Origin of the sequence: Klebsiella pneumoniae subsp. pneumoniae HS11286, assembly GCF_000240185.1 — a bacterium.
GTDB classification, from domain to species: domain Bacteria; phylum Pseudomonadota; class Gammaproteobacteria; order Enterobacterales; family Enterobacteriaceae; genus Klebsiella; species Klebsiella pneumoniae.
The window spans coordinates 3,592,324-3,609,948 of record NC_016845.1; the positions used below are offsets into that span (position 1 = coordinate 3,592,324).

The 17,625-nt window shown below is 60.8% G+C and carries 12 protein-coding genes; 11 read left to right on the forward strand and 1 reads right to left on the reverse strand.

From position 1 onward, the window contains the following. Positions 1 to 13: 13 nt before the first annotated feature. The 3 genes from KPHS_35820 to KPHS_35840 all read left to right on the forward strand — a co-directional run bounded on the left by KPHS_35820 (position 14) and on the right by KPHS_35840 (position 1,820). A complete protein-coding gene (locus tag KPHS_35820) occupies positions 14 to 715 on the forward strand; it encodes a putative response regulator receiver (protein YP_005227882.1) in 702 nt (233 codons plus the stop codon). 237 nt (positions 716 to 952) lie between these two features. Then, positions 953 to 1,093, forward strand: coding sequence for a small membrane protein (locus KPHS_35830; RefSeq protein ID YP_005227883.1), 141 nt, complete (start codon positions 953 to 955; stop codon positions 1,091 to 1,093). A gap of 115 nt (positions 1,094 to 1,208) precedes the next feature. Next, a complete protein-coding gene (locus tag KPHS_35840) occupies positions 1,209 to 1,820 on the forward strand; it encodes a putative positive transcription regulator (RefSeq protein ID YP_005227884.1) in 612 nt (203 codons plus the stop codon). 273 nt (positions 1,821 to 2,093) lie between these two features. Here the strand turns inward: KPHS_35840 and KPHS_35850 are convergent, their stop codons facing one another. Next, positions 2,094 to 3,326, reverse strand: coding sequence for a glutamate-aspartate symport protein (locus KPHS_35850; protein ID YP_005227885.1), 1,233 nt, complete (start codon positions 3,324 to 3,326; stop codon positions 2,094 to 2,096). Between the two features lie 342 nt (positions 3,327 to 3,668). On the opposite strand from KPHS_35850, the gene KPHS_35860 reads away from it, so the two are divergent. The 8 genes from KPHS_35860 (at position 3,669) to KPHS_35930 (ending at position 17,538) form a co-directional block, all read left to right on the forward strand. Beyond that, the gene (locus KPHS_35860) at positions 3,669 to 4,907 is read left to right on the forward strand and encodes a multidrug efflux system subunit MdtA (protein ID YP_005227886.1); all 1,239 of its coding nucleotides are present in this window, start codon (positions 3,669 to 3,671) and stop codon (positions 4,905 to 4,907) included. After that, positions 4,907 to 8,029, forward strand: coding sequence for a multidrug efflux system subunit MdtB (locus KPHS_35870; RefSeq protein YP_005227887.1), 3,123 nt, complete (start codon positions 4,907 to 4,909; stop codon positions 8,027 to 8,029). Before KPHS_35860 ends, KPHS_35870 begins: the two co-directional genes overlap by 1 nt. Next, positions 8,030 to 11,107, forward strand: coding sequence for a multidrug efflux system subunit MdtC (locus KPHS_35880; RefSeq protein ID YP_005227888.1), 3,078 nt, complete (start codon positions 8,030 to 8,032; stop codon positions 11,105 to 11,107). Between the two features lies 1 nt (position 11,108). Beyond that, on the forward strand, positions 11,109 to 12,524 hold the full coding sequence (locus tag KPHS_35890; RefSeq protein ID YP_005227889.1) for a multidrug efflux system protein MdtE: 1,416 nt from the start codon (positions 11,109 to 11,111) through the stop codon (positions 12,522 to 12,524). Beyond that, positions 12,521 to 13,999: a two-component regulatory system sensor protein gene (locus tag KPHS_35900; RefSeq protein ID YP_005227890.1), complete on the forward strand. Its 1,479-nt coding sequence runs from the start codon at positions 12,521 to 12,523 to the stop codon at positions 13,997 to 13,999. The genes KPHS_35890 and KPHS_35900 overlap by 4 nt, the downstream gene beginning before the upstream one ends. Beyond that, positions 13,996 to 14,718, forward strand: a complete 723-nt coding sequence (locus KPHS_35910; RefSeq protein YP_005227891.1) for a two-component regulatory system response regulator — start codon at positions 13,996 to 13,998, stop codon at positions 14,716 to 14,718. The genes KPHS_35900 and KPHS_35910 overlap by 4 nt, the downstream gene beginning before the upstream one ends. Positions 14,719 to 15,036: 318 nt before the next feature. Continuing rightward, the gene (locus tag KPHS_35920) at positions 15,037 to 16,398 is read left to right on the forward strand and encodes a putative protease (protein ID YP_005227892.1); all 1,362 of its coding nucleotides are present in this window, start codon (positions 15,037 to 15,039) and stop codon (positions 16,396 to 16,398) included. Between the two features lie 243 nt (positions 16,399 to 16,641). Then, a complete protein-coding gene (locus KPHS_35930; RefSeq protein ID YP_005227893.1) occupies positions 16,642 to 17,538 on the forward strand; it encodes a lipid kinase in 897 nt (298 codons plus the stop codon). Positions 17,539 to 17,625 lie beyond the last annotated feature (87 nt).

Consider the following 17,625-nt stretch of genomic DNA (forward strand, 5'->3'; position numbering starts at 1 on the left):
AGGAGAACGACGTATGGCTTTACGGCTGGCGATAATTGAAGATAACGCCGATCTGCTGGATGAACTGCTGGCCTGGCTGGGCTATCGCGGCTTCGAGGTGTGGGGGACGCGTAGCGCCGAAGCCTTCTGGCGGCAACTGCACAGCCATCCGGTGGATATCGTGCTGGTTGATATCGGCCTGCCCGGCGAGGATGGCTTCAGCGTACTGAACTATCTGCATGAGCTGGGGCACTACGGTCTGGTGGTGGTCAGCGCCCGCGGCCAGCAGCAGGATAAACTGCAGGCGCTGAGCCTTGGGGCCGATGCCTATCTGATCAAACCGGTAAACTTCGCCCATCTTGCCGAGACCCTGACCGCCCTCGGCGCGCGCCTGCGCCAGGACCGACCGGCGGCTCCGCCTGCGCAGGCGATCGGCACGCCGCCGGCCGTCTCCCCCGGCAGCTGGCGTCTGCAAGAGGATAAACTGATTTCACCCGACGCCCGGACGCTGGAATTAACCCAGCAGGAATATCGCCTGGTGGAGCTCCTGATGCGCAATCGCAACGAAGTGTGCAGCAAACTGGATCTCCATGCCTGCCTGTTTTCCCATGAAAGCGAGCCTGACCTGCACCGGATCGACGTGGTGGTTAGCCGCCTGCGTCACAAGGCACGCCAGCAGGGGATCCACCTGCCCGTTCGCGCAATCTTTGGTAAGGGACTGGCCTTTATTTCCTGAACGACGGGGCGCGTCGGCGGCCGCGCGGGATATAAAAAACTCGTAAGTGTTAATTTTTCTCATTTTCTGAGAGAAATGAGAGGAATGAGACTGACGATGACCTTAAGAACTTTCTTATAGTGCTAGCACATCAGGATGATGGCGTAAGATTTTCACGGGACAGAAAAGCATATAACAAAACGTATTAGCCGTTCGCGGCAAATTCTGACACCATGCAACACAATCAGGGTAAAAACGATGGCCATGCAAACGTGGTTAGTTTTATTGCTATGCATTTTTTTCTTCAGCATCTCTGTATACAGTTTTATTTCCTATCTGAAAGACAGGAGGCGGCAGAAATTTACTTTTAACGATAAGCGTTCGATGCGTCGTAAATAATTCACTTTAAAATAATAAAAAATTATTGTAGGTACTTTTATATCTTCAACACACCGCATACGCCCGGAGGATTTGTCACAGCATGGCGTTATGTTTTGCGTAAGGAAATAACGCCATGAGAAACATTAATGTCACCATCAACACCCACAACGCCTTTGTCCGTGAATCGCTGGTAGCCATGGTCAATGACCTCACCCGGGGCGATCTGCGGGCGCGTTTTTCCTGGCGTAACACCGATCTGTCAGCTGAAGATATCATTATCTGCGAAGTGATCCCCGGGGAAATATACCTGTGTAATACCCTGATTAAGAACAGAAAAAGAGGAAGCTCGCTGATTATCCTCCATAGCTATGACCAGCTGCCGGAAGATGAGTTCATGATTAACTGCCTGAAAGGGGTCATTTTTGTTTCGCTAAAAACGGCCAGTATTCCGCAATTGCTGACGATCATTAAAAGTGAGCTCCAGCATTGTATGACCCCCACGGCTACCGACGCCGCAGGCCGGGAACTCAGCTGCGCCAGCTGTCCGCATCGCGTGTTATCGCGATCGCAGACCGCCGTAGTGCACGGTATTCTCGAAGGGCTGGATATGAGTAAAATCGCCGCCCTGCAGCGTGTGAGTCCCCGCACCGCCGCCTATCATAAGAATAAGATCATGGAAAAATACAGCCTGAATAATAATCATGAATTTTTCCAGTTTATGAATCTTTTACGAGAGCGCTGGTAGGCAAACAGCAGCACAAAAAAATAAGATATTGACCTGGCTATATTGTCGGAAATCCGAAAATAATCGCAGGATGCTAAAAAATATCCAGCGCTGGCGGACATAACGTTAAACTCTGACGCTTCCTCGGTATAAAGACATTACCGCCCGTCTTTATATAATAAAAAACACGCTACACGAGGAAAACTGATACTTCGTCACATTGCCCCTGACGTGCCTGTCAGGGGTCCTTTTTTCCGTGTGGAATAGCGCCCTCAGTGAAAGGGCGCGGCAGGATCAGGCTTCCGCTTTCTCCACTTCCCAGTCCGGCTGCGCTTCCTCGTCGGTCAGCAACCCTTCATTTTTCGACAGCATCGCGGTGGCGATGCCATTACCCAGCACGTTGATGGCGGAGCGCCCCATGTCGAGGAAATGGTCGATACCCATCAGCAGCAGGATCCCGGCGACCGGTATATTGAAGCTGGGGATCGTCGCCGCCAGCACCACCAGCGCCGAACGCGGCACCCCGGCGATACCTTTCGAGGCCAGCATCAGGGTCAGCATCATGACCGTAATCTCGCTAAAGCTCAGCGGCACGTTATAGGCCTGGGCGATAAACATCGCGGCGAAGGAGCAGTAGACCATCGAGCCAACGAGGTTGAACGAGTAGCCAATCGGCAGGACGAACGAGACGATATTGCGCGAGCAGCCAAACTTCACCAGTCGCTCAAGGGTCTTCGGATAGGCCGCTTCCGAGCTGCTGGTGGTAAAGGCCACCAGCACCGGATCTTTCAGCATGTTCAGCAGGCGGAAAACCTCTTTTTTCAGCACCATATAGCCGACGGCAATTAGCACCGCGCTGGTCAACAGCACCGCCAGGTAGTAGCCGCCGATGAACGAAGCATAGTTGAGCAGGATCCCCAGCCCCTGGGAGGCAATCACCGACGAGATGGCGGCGAAGATGGCCAGCGGCGCAACGTACATCACATAGCCCGTCACCTTCAGCATAATGTGCGACACCACGTTAAGGGCCGCCACCAGCGGAGCATTAAACTTCTCCCCCAGCGACGCGCCGGCGATGCCGAAGAACATCGAGAACACCACGATCTGCAGGATCTCGTTGTTGGCCATCGCCTCGGTGATGCTGGTGGGGATGGTGTGCGACAGGAACCCTTTCAGGCTCATGCCGCTGACCGCCAGGCCGGTATCCACCGCCTCTCTCGGCACCGCCAGGTTTAACCCGGCGCCCGGGTGCTGGAAGGTGACGATCACCAGCCCGACGAGAATGGATAATACCGAGGAGGTGATGAACCAGACCATCGCCTTGCCGCCTACCCGGCCGATGGTCGCTGTCTCGCCGAGGCGCATAATGCCGACCGTCAGGGTGCTGAACACCAACGGCGCGATGACCATTTTGATTAACCGCAGAAACAGATCGGTGAGCAGCGTAATATTGTCCGCCCAGGCGGAGACGGTGGTTGGCGTCGCGTAGGCATGGATAGCCGCGCCGGAGAGGATCCCCATCAGCATAAAAACGACGATGAAGAGCGTGAGTTTGTTTGCGTTTGCCACAGCAATGACCCCTGATTATTTAACACGTTGATTTTTAAGTGCATATTTTATTATTATGGGAATGCACTGATTTATTCACCGCATAAATCTAATTAAAGCCCCCGCGGATACAACTATTTTTTGCTTTTTTAAACTAAAAGTTGATATCACCCCGGATATCGGCCGCGGGAGCGCCCGGCGTCGCGGCGGTTATCCAGACATTTCTCAACCTTCTTTTCATAATTCCTCCATTTTTACGGCCCCTTCCCTCACTAAACTAGTATCATTCAGCGAAACGCTTCAGGATGAGACCGTAAACTAATGAAAGGCAGTAACATACGTCGTTGGGGCGCCGCGCTGGCGGTAGTGATTATCGCCGGGGCCGCCTACTGGTTCTGGCACGATCGCGGGACGAGCGGCAGCGGGGCTCCCGCCGCCGGACAGGGCCCGCAGGGGCCGGGCGGCGCACGCCATGGCCGCTTTGGCGCCGCGCTGGCGCCGGTGCAGGCGGCCACCGCCACCGAAGAAGCGGTCCCGCGCTATCTCACCGGGCTGGGTACGGTAACGGCGGCCAATACCGTCACCGTCCGCAGCCGGGTCGACGGCCAGCTGCTGAGCCTTCACTTCCAGGAGGGTCAGCAGGTCAAAGCCGGCGACCTGCTGGCGCAGATCGACCCCAGCCAGTTTAAAGTCGCTCTCGCCCAGGCGCAGGGTCAGCTGGCGAAAGATCAGGCCACCCTCGCCAACGCCCGCCGCGATCTCGCTCGTTACCAGCAGCTGGTGAAGACCAACCTCGTCTCCCGCCAGGAGCTCGACACTCAGCAGTCGCTGGTGGTGGAATCCGCCGGCACGGTGAAAGCTGATGAAGCGGCCGTCGCCAGCGCCCAACTGCAGCTCGACTGGACCCGCATTACCGCGCCAATTGACGGCCGCGTCGGCTTAAAGCAGGTCGATATCGGCAACCAGATCTCCAGCGGGGATACCACCGGGATCGTGGTCCTTACCCAGACGCACCCGATCGACGTGGTCTTTACCCTGCCGGAAAGCAGCATCGCCACGGTGGTGCAGGCGCAGAAAGCGGGCAAAGCGCTCAGCGTCGAAGCCTGGGATCGCACCAATAAGCAGAAAATCAGCGTCGGCGAGCTGCTGAGCCTCGACAACCAGATCGATGCCACCACCGGGACCATCAAGCTGAAGGCGCGCTTTAGCAATCTGGACGACGCGCTGTTCCCCAATCAGTTCGTTAACGCCCGCCTGCTGGTGGACACCCAGCAGAACGCGGTGGTGATCCCTGCCGCCGCGCTGCAGATGGGCAACGAAGGGCATTTCGTATGGGTGCTGAACGATGAGAATAAGGTCAGCAAACACAGCGTGACGCCCGGCATCCAGGACAGCCAGAAAGTAGTCATCAGCGCCGGGCTTTCCGCCGGAGATCGCGTGGTCACCGACGGGATTGATCGCCTGACCGAGGGAGCGAAGGTGGAAGTTGTCACCGCCAGCAGCGGCGAGCAGACGCAGCCCGCCCCGCGCCAGAGCGGTAAACACGGAGCGCGTTCCTGATGCAGGTGTTACCTCCAGGCCGCACCGGCGGCCCGTCCCGGCTGTTTATTATGCGTCCGGTGGCCACCACTCTGCTGATGGTGGCTATCCTGCTGGCCGGGATCATCGGCTATCGCTTTCTGCCGGTCTCCGCCCTGCCGGAGGTCGATTACCCGACCATTCAGGTAGTCACCCTCTATCCGGGTGCCAGCCCGGACGTGGTGACCTCCGCCATCACCGCCCCGCTGGAGCGCCAGTTCGGCCAGATGTCAGGCCTCAAGCAGATGTCGTCGCAAAGCTCCGGCGGCGCCTCGGTAGTCACGCTGCAGTTCCAGCTGACCCTGCCGCTGGACGTCGCCGAGCAGGAAGTGCAGGCGGCCATTAACGCCGCCACCAATCTGCTGCCGAGCGATCTGCCGAATCCGCCGGTCTACAGCAAGGTGAACCCGGCGGATCCGCCGATCATGACCCTCGCCGTCACCTCCTCCGCCATCCCGATGACCCAGGTTGAGGACATGGTGGAGACCCGGGTGGCGCAGAAGATCTCCCAGGTTTCCGGCGTCGGTCTGGTGACCCTCGCCGGCGGCCAGCGCCCGGCGGTGCGGGTGAAGCTTAACGCCCAGGCCATCGCCGCCCTCGGCCTGACCAGCGAAACCGTGCGCACCGCTATCACCAGCGCCAACGTTAACTCCGCGAAAGGCAGCCTCGACGGTCCGGCCCGCGCGGTGACGCTTTCCGCTAACGATCAGATGCAGTCCGCTGAGGATTATCGCCGGCTGATTATCGCTTATCAGAACGGGGCGCCGATCCGGCTCGGCGATGTCGCCAGCGTCGAACAAGGGGCCGAAAACAGCTGGCTCGGGGCGTGGGCCAACCAGCAGCGGGCCATCGTGATGAACGTCCAGCGCCAGCCGGGGGCCAACATCATCGACACCGCCGACAGCATTCGCCAGATGCTGCCGCAGCTCACCGAGAGCCTGCCGAAATCGGTGAAGGTGCAGGTCCTCTCCGACCGGACCACTAACATCCGCGCCTCGGTGCGCGACACCCAGTTTGAGCTGATGCTGGCCATCGCCCTGGTGGTGATGATCATCTATCTGTTCCTGCGCAACGTGCCGGCGACCATTATTCCCGGCGTCGCGGTGCCGCTATCGCTGGTGGGCACTTTTGCGGTGATGGTGTTCCTCGACTTCTCGATCAACAACCTGACGCTGATGGCCCTGACCATCGCCACCGGCTTCGTGGTGGATGATGCCATCGTGGTGATCGAGAACATCTCGCGCTATATCGAAAAAGGCGAGAAGCCGCTGGCCGCCGCGCTGAAGGGCGCGGGGGAGATCGGCTTCACCATCATCTCCCTCACCTTCTCGCTGATCGCGGTGCTGATCCCGCTGCTGTTTATGGGCGATATCGTCGGCCGCCTGTTCCGCGAATTCGCCGTCACCCTTGCCGTCGCTATTCTTATCTCGGCGGTGGTCTCCCTGACCCTGACGCCGATGATGTGCGCCCGCATGTTAAGCCACGAATCGCTGCGCAAGCAGAACCGATTCTCGCGGGCCAGCGAGCGTTTCTTCGAACGGGTGATCGCCATCTATGGCCGCTGGCTGAGCCGGGTGCTGAATCATCCGTGGCTGACGCTCGGCGTCGCCCTGAGCACCCTGGCGCTGTCGATTATCCTGTGGGTCTTTATCCCGAAAGGCTTTTTCCCGATCCAGGATAACGGCATTATCCAGGGTACCCTCCAGGCGCCGCAGTCGGTCTCCTTCGCCAGCATGGCCGAGCGCCAGCGGCAGGTGGCCAGCATTATCCTTAAGGATCCGGCGGTGGAGAGTCTGACCTCCTTCGTCGGCGTCGACGGCACCAACCCGGCGCTGAACAGCGCCCGCCTGCAGATCAACCTCAAGCCGCTGGATGAACGCGACGACCGCGTCCAGACGGTGATTAGCCGTCTGCAGCAGGCGGTGGACGGCGTCCCCGGCGTGGCGCTCTACCTGCAGCCGACCCAGGACCTGACCATCGACACCACGGTGAGCCGCACCCAGTATCAATTCACCCTGCAGGCAAACTCCCTCGAGGCGCTGAGCACCTGGGTGCCGCCGCTGCTCAGCCGTCTGCAGGCCCAGCCGCAGCTGGCCGACGTCAGCAGCGACTGGCAGGACAAAGGCCTGGCCGCCTATATCAAGGTGGATCGCGACAGCGCCAGCCGCCTCGGTATCTCAATGGCCGATGTCGATAATGCGCTGTACAACGCCTTCGGCCAGCGGCTGATCTCCACTATTTACACTCAGGCGAATCAGTATCGCGTGGTGCTCGAGCAGGATACCGAGGCGACGCCGGGCCTGGCGGCGCTGGAGAATATCCGCCTCACCAGCAGCGACGGCGGCATCGTGCCGTTGACCGCCATCGCCACGGTGGAGCAGCGCTTTACCCCGCTGTCGGTGAACCACCTCGATCAGTTCCCGGTGACCACCATCTCGTTTAACGTCCCGGACAACTACTCGCTGGGCGAAGCGGTGGAGGCGATCCTCGCCGCCGAACAGTCGCTGGATTTCCCGACCGATATTCGCACCCAGTTCCAGGGCAGCTCGCTGGCCTTCCAGTCGGCGCTCGGCAGCACCGTCTGGCTGGTGGTCGCCGCGGTGGTGGCGATGTATATCGTGCTGGGGGTGCTGTACGAGAGCTTTATCCATCCGATCACGATTCTCTCCACCCTGCCCACCGCCGGGGTCGGGGCGCTGCTGGCGCTGTGGCTGGCGGGCAGCGAGCTGGACGTGATCGCCATCATCGGCATCATTCTGCTGATCGGCATCGTGAAGAAGAACGCCATCATGATGATCGACTTCGCGCTGGCCGCTGAGCGCGAGCAGGGCATGCCGCCGCGGGAAGCGATCTACCAGGCCTGTCTGCTGCGTTTTCGGCCGATCCTGATGACCACCCTCGCCGCCCTGCTCGGCGCGCTGCCGCTGATGCTGAGCACCGGCGTCGGCGCCGAGCTGCGGCGTCCGCTGGGGATCGGCATGGTCGGCGGTCTGATGCTCAGCCAGGTGCTGACCCTGTTCACCACCCCGGTGATCTATCTGCTGTTCGACCGCCTGTCGCTGCACCTGAAGCGCCGCTTCCCGCGTCAGGAAGAGGAGGCGTAAGTGAAGTTTTTCGCCCTCTTCATTTACCGCCCGGTGGCGACGATCCTCATCTCGCTGGCCATCACCCTGTGCGGCATTCTCGGCTTCCGGCTGCTGCCGGTAGCCCCGCTGCCGCAGGTGGACTTCCCGGTGATCATGGTTAGCGCCTCGCTGCCGGGAGCCTCGCCGGAGACCATGGCCTCGTCGGTGGCCACCCCGCTGGAGCGCTCCCTGGGACGAATAGCCGGGGTCAATGAGATGACCTCCTCCAGCTCGCTCGGCAGCACCCGCATCATTCTCGAGTTTAACTTCGACCGCGATATCAACGGCGCGGCGCGCGACGTTCAGGCGGCGATCAACGCCGCGCAAAGCCTGCTGCCGAGCGGAATGCCCAGCCGGCCGACCTATCGCAAAGCCAATCCGTCGGATGCGCCGATCATGATCCTGACGCTGACCTCGGACACCTACTCCCAGGGTGAGCTGTATGATTTCGCCTCCACCCAGCTGGCGCAGACCATCGCGCAGATCGACGGCGTGGGCGATGTCGACGTCGGCGGCAGCTCCCTGCCGGCGGTGCGCGTCGACCTCAACCCACAGGCGCTGTTTAACCAGGGCGTGTCGCTGGACGCGGTGCGCACCGCCATCAGCGACGCCAACGTGCGCAAACCGCAGGGGGCGCTGGAGGACAGCGCGCACCGCTGGCAGGTGCAGACCAACGATGAGCTGAAGACCGCCGCCGACTATCAGCCACTGATCGTCCACTATCAAAATGGCGCCGCGGTGCGGCTGGGAGATGTCGCTACCGTCTCGGATTCGGTGCAGGACGTACGCAACGCCGGGATGACCAACGCCAAACCGGCGATCCTGCTGATGATCCGCAAACTGCCGGAAGCCAATATCATTCAGACGGTGGACAGCATCCGCGCCCGCCTGCCGGAGCTGCAGCAGACCATTCCGGCGGCTATCGACCTGCAGATCGCCCAGGACCGCTCGCCGACCATCCGCGCCTCGCTGGAGGAGGTGGAGCAGACGCTGGTGATTTCGGTGGCGCTGGTGATCCTCGTGGTGTTCCTGTTCCTGCGCTCGGGACGCGCCACGCTGATCCCGGCCGTCGCCGTCCCGGTTTCCTTAATCGGCACCTTCGCCGCGATGTATTTGTGCGGCTTCAGCCTCAATAACCTGTCGCTGATGGCCCTGACCATCGCCACCGGCTTCGTGGTGGATGACGCTATCGTGGTGCTGGAGAATATCTCCCGCCATCTGGAGGCGGGGATGAAACCGCTGCAGGCGGCGCTGCAGGGGAGCCGCGAGGTCGGCTTTACCGTGCTGTCGATGAGCCTGTCGCTGGTGGCGGTGTTCCTGCCGCTGCTGCTGATGGGCGGCCTGCCCGGCCGCCTGCTGCGCGAGTTCGCCGTCACCCTGTCGGTGGCGATCGGCATCTCGCTGGCGGTCTCCCTCACCCTGACGCCGATGATGTGCGGCTGGCTGCTGAAAAGCGGCAAGCCCCACCAGCCGACGCGCAACCGCGGCTTTGGCCGCCTGCTGGTGGCCGTGCAGGGCGGCTATGGTAAATCGTTAAAATGGGTGCTGAAGCATAGCCGCCTGACCGGCCTGGTGGTGCTGGGCACCATCGCCCTCAGCGTCTGGCTCTACATTTCGATCCCGAAAACCTTCTTCCCGGAGCAGGACACCGGGGTGCTGATGGGCGGCATTCAGGCCGACCAGAGCATCTCCTTCCAGGCGATGCGCGGCAAGCTGCAGGACTTTATGAAGATCATTCGCGAAGATCCGGCGGTGGATAACGTCACCGGCTTTACCGGCGGCTCGCGGGTCAACAGCGGGATGATGTTTATCACCCTCAAGCCGCGCGACCAGCGCCACGAGACGGCGCAGCAGGTGATCGACCGGCTGCGCAAAAAGCTGGCCAACGAGCCCGGGGCCAACCTGTTTCTGATGGCGGTGCAGGATATCCGCGTCGGCGGCCGGCAGTCGAACGCCAGCTATCAGTACACCCTGCTGTCCGACGACCTGTCGGCGCTGCGCGAGTGGGAGCCGAAGATCCGCAAAGCGCTGGCGGTGCTGCCGGAGCTGGCGGACGTCAACTCCGATCAGCAGGACAATGGCGCCGAAATGGACCTGGTCTATGACCGGGATACCATGTCGCGCCTCGGCATCAGCGTCCAGGACGCCAACAACCTGCTGAACAACGCCTTTGGCCAGCGGCAGATCTCTACCATCTACCAGCCGCTCAACCAGTATAAGGTGGTGATGGAGGTGGATCCGGCCTACACCCAGGACGTCAGCGCCCTGGATAAGATGTTCGTCATTAACAGCGACGGCAAGCCGATCCCGCTGGCCTACTTCGCCAAATGGCAGCCGGCCAATGCCCCGCTGTCGGTGAACCACCAGGGGCTGTCGGCGGCATCCACTATCTCCTTTAACCTGCCCACCGGCCGCTCGCTGTCGGAAGCCAGCGAGGCCATTGACCGCGCGATGACCCAGCTCGGGGTGCCGTCGAGCGTGCGCGGCTCCTTTGCCGGTACCGCTCAGGTGTTCCAGCAGACCATGAACGCGCAGGTGATCCTGATCCTCGCGGCTATCGCCACGGTCTATATCGTGCTGGGGGTGCTATATGAGAGCTATGTGCATCCGTTGACCATCCTCTCGACGCTGCCCTCCGCCGGGGTGGGCGCTCTGCTGGCGCTGGAGATCTTCGATGCCCCGTTCAGCCTAATCGCCCTGATTGGGATTATGTTATTAATTGGCATCGTCAAGAAAAACGCCATCATGATGGTTGATTTTGCCCTGGAGGCGCAGCGTAACGGCAACCTGACGCCGGAAGAGGCGATTTTCCAGGCCTGCCTGCTGCGTTTCCGGCCGATTATGATGACCACCCTCGCCGCGCTGTTCGGCGCCCTGCCGCTGGTGCTCTCCGGGGGCGATGGCTCTGAGCTGCGCCAGCCGCTGGGGATCACCATCGTCGGCGGTCTGGTGATGAGCCAGCTGTTAACGCTCTACACCACGCCGGTGGTCTATCTTTTCTTTGACCGTCTGCGGCTGCGTTTTTCGCGTCACTCCTCTCAACCGGTAAGCGAATAACATGACAGACCTCCCGGCCAGCGTGCGCTGGCAGCTATGGATAGTGGCGTTCGGCTTCTTTATGCAGTCGCTGGATACCACCATCGTTAACACCGCCCTCCCCTCGATGGCCAAAAGCCTCGGGGAGAGTCCGCTGCATATGCATATGATTATCGTCTCCTATGTGTTAACGGTGGCGGTGATGCTGCCGGCCAGCGGCTGGCTGGCCGACCGGGTCGGGGTGCGCAATATCTTCTTCACCGCCATCGTGCTGTTTACCGCCGGATCGCTGTTTTGCGCCCAGGCCAGCACCCTCGACCAGCTGGTGATGGCGCGGGTGCTGCAGGGGGTCGGCGGCGCGATGATGGTGCCGGTCGGCCGCCTGACGGTGATGAAGATCGTCCCGCGCGATCAGTATATGGCGGCGATGACCTTCGTCACCCTGCCGGGCCAGGTCGGCCCGCTGCTCGGCCCGGCGCTGGGCGGGGTGCTGGTAGAGTACGCCTCCTGGCATTGGATCTTCCTCATCAATATCCCGGTGGGGATCGTCGGCGCGATCGCCACCCTCTGTCTGATGCCCAACTACACCATGCAGACCCGGCGCTTCGATCTCTCCGGCTTTCTGCTGCTGGCCGCCGGGATGGCGACCCTGACCCTGGCGCTCGACGGCCAGAAAGGGCTCGGCATTTCCCCTGCCTGGCTGGCGGGGCTGGTGGCCGTCGGCCTCTGCGCCCTGCTGCTCTACCTGTGGCACGCCCGCGGTAACGCCCGGGCGTTGTTTAGCCTTAACCTGTTTCGCAACCGCACCTTCTCCCTCGGCCTCGGCGGCAGCTTCGCCGGACGCATCGGCAGCGGCATGCTGCCGTTTATGACCCCGGTGTTTCTGCAGATCGGCCTCGGCTTCTCCCCCTTTCACGCCGGGCTGATGATGATCCCGATGGTGCTCGGCAGCATGGGCATGAAGCGGATCGTGGTCCAGGTGGTCAACCGCTTTGGCTACCGTCGGGTGCTGGTCGCCAGCACCCTGGGCCTGGCGGCGGTCAGCCTGCTGTTTATGTTTAGCGCCCTGGCCGGGTGGTATTACGTGCTGCCGCTGGTCCTGTTTCTGCAGGGGATGATCAACGCCAGCCGCTTCTCCTCAATGAATACCCTGACGCTGAAAGATCTCCCGGACGATCTGGCCAGCAGCGGCAACAGCCTGCTGTCGATGGTGATGCAGCTGTCGATGAGTATCGGCGTGACCATCGCCGGGCTGCTGCTGGGGCTGTATGGCCAGCAGCATATGAGTCTCGACGCCGCCAGCACCCATCAGGTCTTTCTCTACACCTATCTGAGCATGGCGGCGATCATCGCCCTCCCGGCGCTCATCTTTTCCCGGGTACCGGATGACGTCGGCAGCAATACCGTCCTCCGTCGACGCAACAGGAGTGGATCGTGAAATTTTGGCGCCCGGGTATTACCGGCAAGCTGTTCCTCGCTATATTCGCCACCTGCATCGTGCTGCTGATCAGCATGCACTGGGCGGTGCGCATTAGTTTTGAACGCGGGTTTATCGACTATATCAAGCGCGGCAATGAGCAACGCTTAACCATGCTCAGCGACGCGCTGAGCGAGCAGTATGCCCAGCATGGCAGCTGGGCGTTTCTGCGCAATAATGACCGCTTTATCTTCCAGCTGCTGCGCACCTTCGAACGGGATAACGACGACCGCTCGCCGCCGGGGCACGCCATGAAGCCGGACGCCGCCCCGGACGGGCCGCCGCCGGATGGCCCCCCTGACGGCCCGCGCCCGAGGCCGGAAATGCCGCCCCACGGCTGGCGCACCATGTTCTGGGTGGTGGATCAGTCGGGGCGCGTGCTGGTGGGGCCGCGTGAGCGCGTCCCGGAGGACGGCACCCAGCGCAGCATCGTGGTCAACGGCGCGGAGGTGGGCAAAGTGATCGCCTCGCCGGTAGAGCGGCTGACGCGCAATACCGACATTAACTTCGACCGGCAGCAAAAGCGCACCAGCTGGCTGATTGTCGCCCTTGCCACCCTGCTTGCCGCGCTGGCCACTTTCCCGTTGGCCCGCGGTCTGCTGGCGCCGGTGAAGCGGCTGGTGGAAGGCACCCATAAGCTGGCGGCAGGCGACTTTTCCACCCGCGTGACGGTGACCGGCGGCGATGAGCTCGGCCGCCTGGCGCAGGATTTTAACCAGCTCGCCAGCACCCTGGAGCGCAACCAGCAGATGCGTCGCGATCTGATGGCCGATATCTCCCATGAGCTGCGTACCCCGCTGGCGGTGCTGCGCGGCGAGCTGGAGGCGATTCAGGACGGGGTCCGGCGCTTTACCCCCGAGTCGATTCCTTCTCTGCAGGCCGAGGTGGCTACCCTCACCAAGCTGGTGGACGACCTCCATCAGCTGTCGATGTCCGACGAGGGGGCGCTGGCCTACCAGAAAACCTCACTGGATATCATCACCCTGCTGGAAGTGGCGGCGGGCGCTTTTCGCGAGCGCTTCGCCAGCCGGCAGCTAAGCATTCAGGTGTCGCTCCCGGAGCAGGCGATGATCTTCGGCGACCGCGACCGCCTGATGCAGCTCTTCAACAATCTGCTGGAGAACAGCCTGCGCTATACCGACAGCGGCGGCAGCCTGCACATCACCGCCCGCCGCAGCGGCCGGATGCTGGTGATTGACTTCGCCGACAGCGCCCCCGGCGTCAGCGATGAGCAGCTGGCCCGCCTGTGCGAACGCTTTTACCGGGCGGAAGGATCGCGCAACCGCGCCAGCGGCGGCTCCGGCCTCGGGCTGGCGATTTGCCTCAATATCGTAGCGGCCCACGGCGGCACCCTGCGTGCCGACCATTCGCCTTTTGGCGGGGTTAGCATTAAAGTTGAGTTACCTCTGGAACATGATTTACCGAGAGACGTATGACTGAATTGCCTGTAGATGAAAACACCCCACGCATCCTTATCGTGGAAGATGAACCGAAGCTCGGCCAACTGCTGATTGATTATCTGCAGGCCGCCGGCTATGCGCCTGCGTTGATTAACCACGGCGACAAGGTCCTGCCCTACGTCCGGCAGACGCCGCCGCACCTGATCCTGCTGGATCTGATGCTGCCCGGTACCGACGGTCTGACGCTGTGCCGGGAAATTCGCCGCTTCTCCGATGTTCCGGTGGTGATGGTGACGGCGAAAATCGAAGAGATCGACCGTTTGCTGGGGCTGGAAATAGGCGCCGACGACTATATCTGCAAGCCCTACAGCCCGCGGGAAGTGGTCGCCCGGGTAAAAACCATCCTCCGCCGCTGCAAACCGCAGCGCGATCTGCAGGCGCTGGACGCCCAGAGCCCGCTGATTGTCGACGAAGGTCGTTTTCAGGCCTCCTGGCGCGACAAGCTGCTGGACCTCACTCCCGCCGAGTTCCGGCTGCTGAAAACCCTCTCCCAGGAGCCGGGCAAAGTGTTCTCCCGCGAACAGCTACTCAACCATCTGTATGACGATTATCGGGTAGTCACCGATCGCACCATCGACAGCCACATCAAGAACCTGCGGCGCAAGCTGGAGGCGCTGGACGCCGAGCAGTCGTTTATCCGCGCGGTGTATGGCGTTGGCTACCGCTGGGAAGCGGATGCCTGCCGGCTGGCGTAGTTAGCCTTTTCCCGGCTCGCGCTGCGCTTCGCCGGGCTACACGTTCACCGCCATCTGCAATCCGTAGCCCGGGTAAGGCGTTTACGCCGCAACCCGGGGAACTCCCTGGAGCCTATCCCACCAGGCGTTATTAACGCTGTCAGCGTGAGTACTGCCCAGGTTCAAAATGGCAAACAAATTAGCCATACTGAAAGATACCTATCTGATATTTACTCCCCTTCGCCGCGGCGCTACAATGCCCGCCCTTAATGTGGGGACACTCCCCAACTCGCCGCGCCAGGTGCGGCGAATCTGACCTGTCATCAGAACGAGAACACCATGTTTAAACCAGAACTCCTCTCCCCGGCGGGAACGCTGAAGAATATGCGTTACGCTTTCGCCTATGGCGCCGATGCCGTTTATGCCGGTCAGCCGCGCTACTCGCTGCGCGTGCGTAACAACGAATTCAATCACGAAAATCTGCAGCTTGGCATCAATGAAGCCCACGCGCTGGGTAAAAAATTCTATGTGGTGGTCAACATCGCCCCGCATAACGCCAAGCTGAAAACGTTTATTCGCGATCTGAAGCCGGTGGTGGAGATGGGTCCGGACGCGCTGATCATGTCCGATCCGGGTTTAATCATGCTGGTGCGGGAACACTTCCCGGAGATGCCGATCCATCTTTCAGTGCAGGCCAACGCCGTCAACTGGGCGACGGTCAAATTCTGGCAGCAGATGGGGCTGACCCGCGTGATCCTGTCGCGTGAACTGTCGCTGGATGAAATCGAAGAGATTCGCCGCCAGGTGCCGGAGATGGAGATTGAGATTTTCGTCCACGGCGCGCTATGCATGGCCTACTCCGGCCGCTGCCTGCTCTCCGGGTATATCAACAAGCGCGACCCGAACCAGGGGACCTGCACCAACGCCTGCCGCTGGGAATACAACGTGGCGGAAGGCAAAGAGGACGACGTCGGCAACATCGTCCACAAATATGAGCCGATCCCGGTGCAGACCGTGGAGCCTACCCTCGGCATCGGCGCGCCGACCGATAAAGTCTTTATGATTGAGGAAGCCAAACGTCCGGGCGAATACATGACCGCCTTTGAGGACGAACACGGCACCTACATCATGAACTCGAAAGATCTGCGGGCTATCGCCCACGTTGAGCGTCTGACCCAGATGGGCGTTCACTCGCTGAAGATCGAAGGCCGCACCAAATCCTTCTACTACTGCGCGCGCACCGCTCAGGTTTACCGCAAGGCGATCGACGATGCCGCCGCCGGCAAACCGTTCGATACCAGCCTGCTGGAGACCCTGGAGGGGCTGGCCCACCGCGGGTACACCGAAGGCTTCCTGCGCCGCCATACCCATGACGATTATCAGAACTACGAGTACGGCTACTCCGTCTCCGAGCGCCAGCAGTTTGTCGGCGAATTCACCGGAGAGCGTAACGGCCCGCTGGCGGCCGTGGCGGTCAAAAATAAGTTCAGCGTCGGCGACAGCCTTGAGCTGATGACCCCGCAGGGTAACGTCAACTTCACCCTTGAGCATATGGAGAATGGCAAAGGCGAAACCATGCCGGTGGCCCCGGGCGATGGCTATACCGTCTGGTTGCCTGTGCCGGACGACCTGCCCCTGCAGTATGCCCTGCTGATGCGCAACTTTACTGGTCAAACAACCAGAAATCCGCACGGTAACTAGTTAATTTGCGTTATTTTTTTCACGATGTAAGGATATTAGAATCGGATCACATACCGTTTCGATCGAAACAGGTATCATCCATTTCGCTGAAAAACATAACCCATAAATGCTAGTTGTACCAGGAACCACCTCCTTAGCCTGCGTAATCTCCCTTACGCGGGCTTATTTTTTTGCCTCTCCTCCGGTCTTCGCTTTCGTCATGCGGTACACTTTATGCAACATTGAGCAATAAAGGTTCCCTTGATGATGTCTACGTTTCCTGCCAGCTTACTGATCCTTAACGGCAAAGGTGCCAATGAACCGCAGCTACGCGAAGCGGTTAACCTGTTACGCGATGAAGGGATTGATATTCACGTCCGCGTGACCTGGGAAAAGGGCGATGCCGCTCGGTTTATCGATGAAGCCCTGCAGCTGAACGTTGAAACGGTGATCGCCGGCGGTGGCGATGGCACCATTAATGAAGTGGCGACCGCGCTGGTGGAGCGCGGCGGCAAGATGGCGCTAGGGATTTTACCGCTGGGCACGGCTAACGACTTTGCCACCAGCGTCGGTATTCCGCAGGATCTGGCCAGCGCCCTCAAGCTGGCGATCGTCGGCCGCGATGTGCCGATAGATATCGCCCGGGTGAATGATAAAACCGGCTTTATTAATATGGCGACCGGCGGGTTCGGCACCCGGATCACCACCGAAACGCCGGAAAAACTCAAGGCCGCGCTCGGCGGTGTCTCTTATTTAATCCACGGTCTGATGCGCATGGATACCCTGAAGCCGGACCGCTGCGAGATCCGCGGGGAGAACTTTCACTGGCAGGGCGATGCGCTGGTCATCGGCATCGGCAACGGCCGCCAGGCCGGCGGCGGTCAGCAGCTGTGTCCGGAGGCGTTGATTAACGATGGTCTGCTGCATCTGCGCATTTTCACCGGCGAAGAGCTGATCCCTGCCCTGTTCAGCACCCTGGCGAATCCGGAAAACTCGCCGAATATTGTTGACGGTGTCTCCTCGTGGTTTGAAATAACCGCGCCCCATGAGATGACCTTTAACCTCGACGGCGAGCCGCTCAGCGGCAAAACCTTCCGCATGGAGCTGTTACCGGCGGCCCTGCGCTGCCGGCTGCCGCCCGACTGCCCGCTGCTACGCTGATCAGGCTTCGCAAAGCAAAGACGGCGCCCGGCTGGTATACAGCAGCCGGGTTCGTTGATTGAGCCTCTGAATGTTAAGGTAAAACGG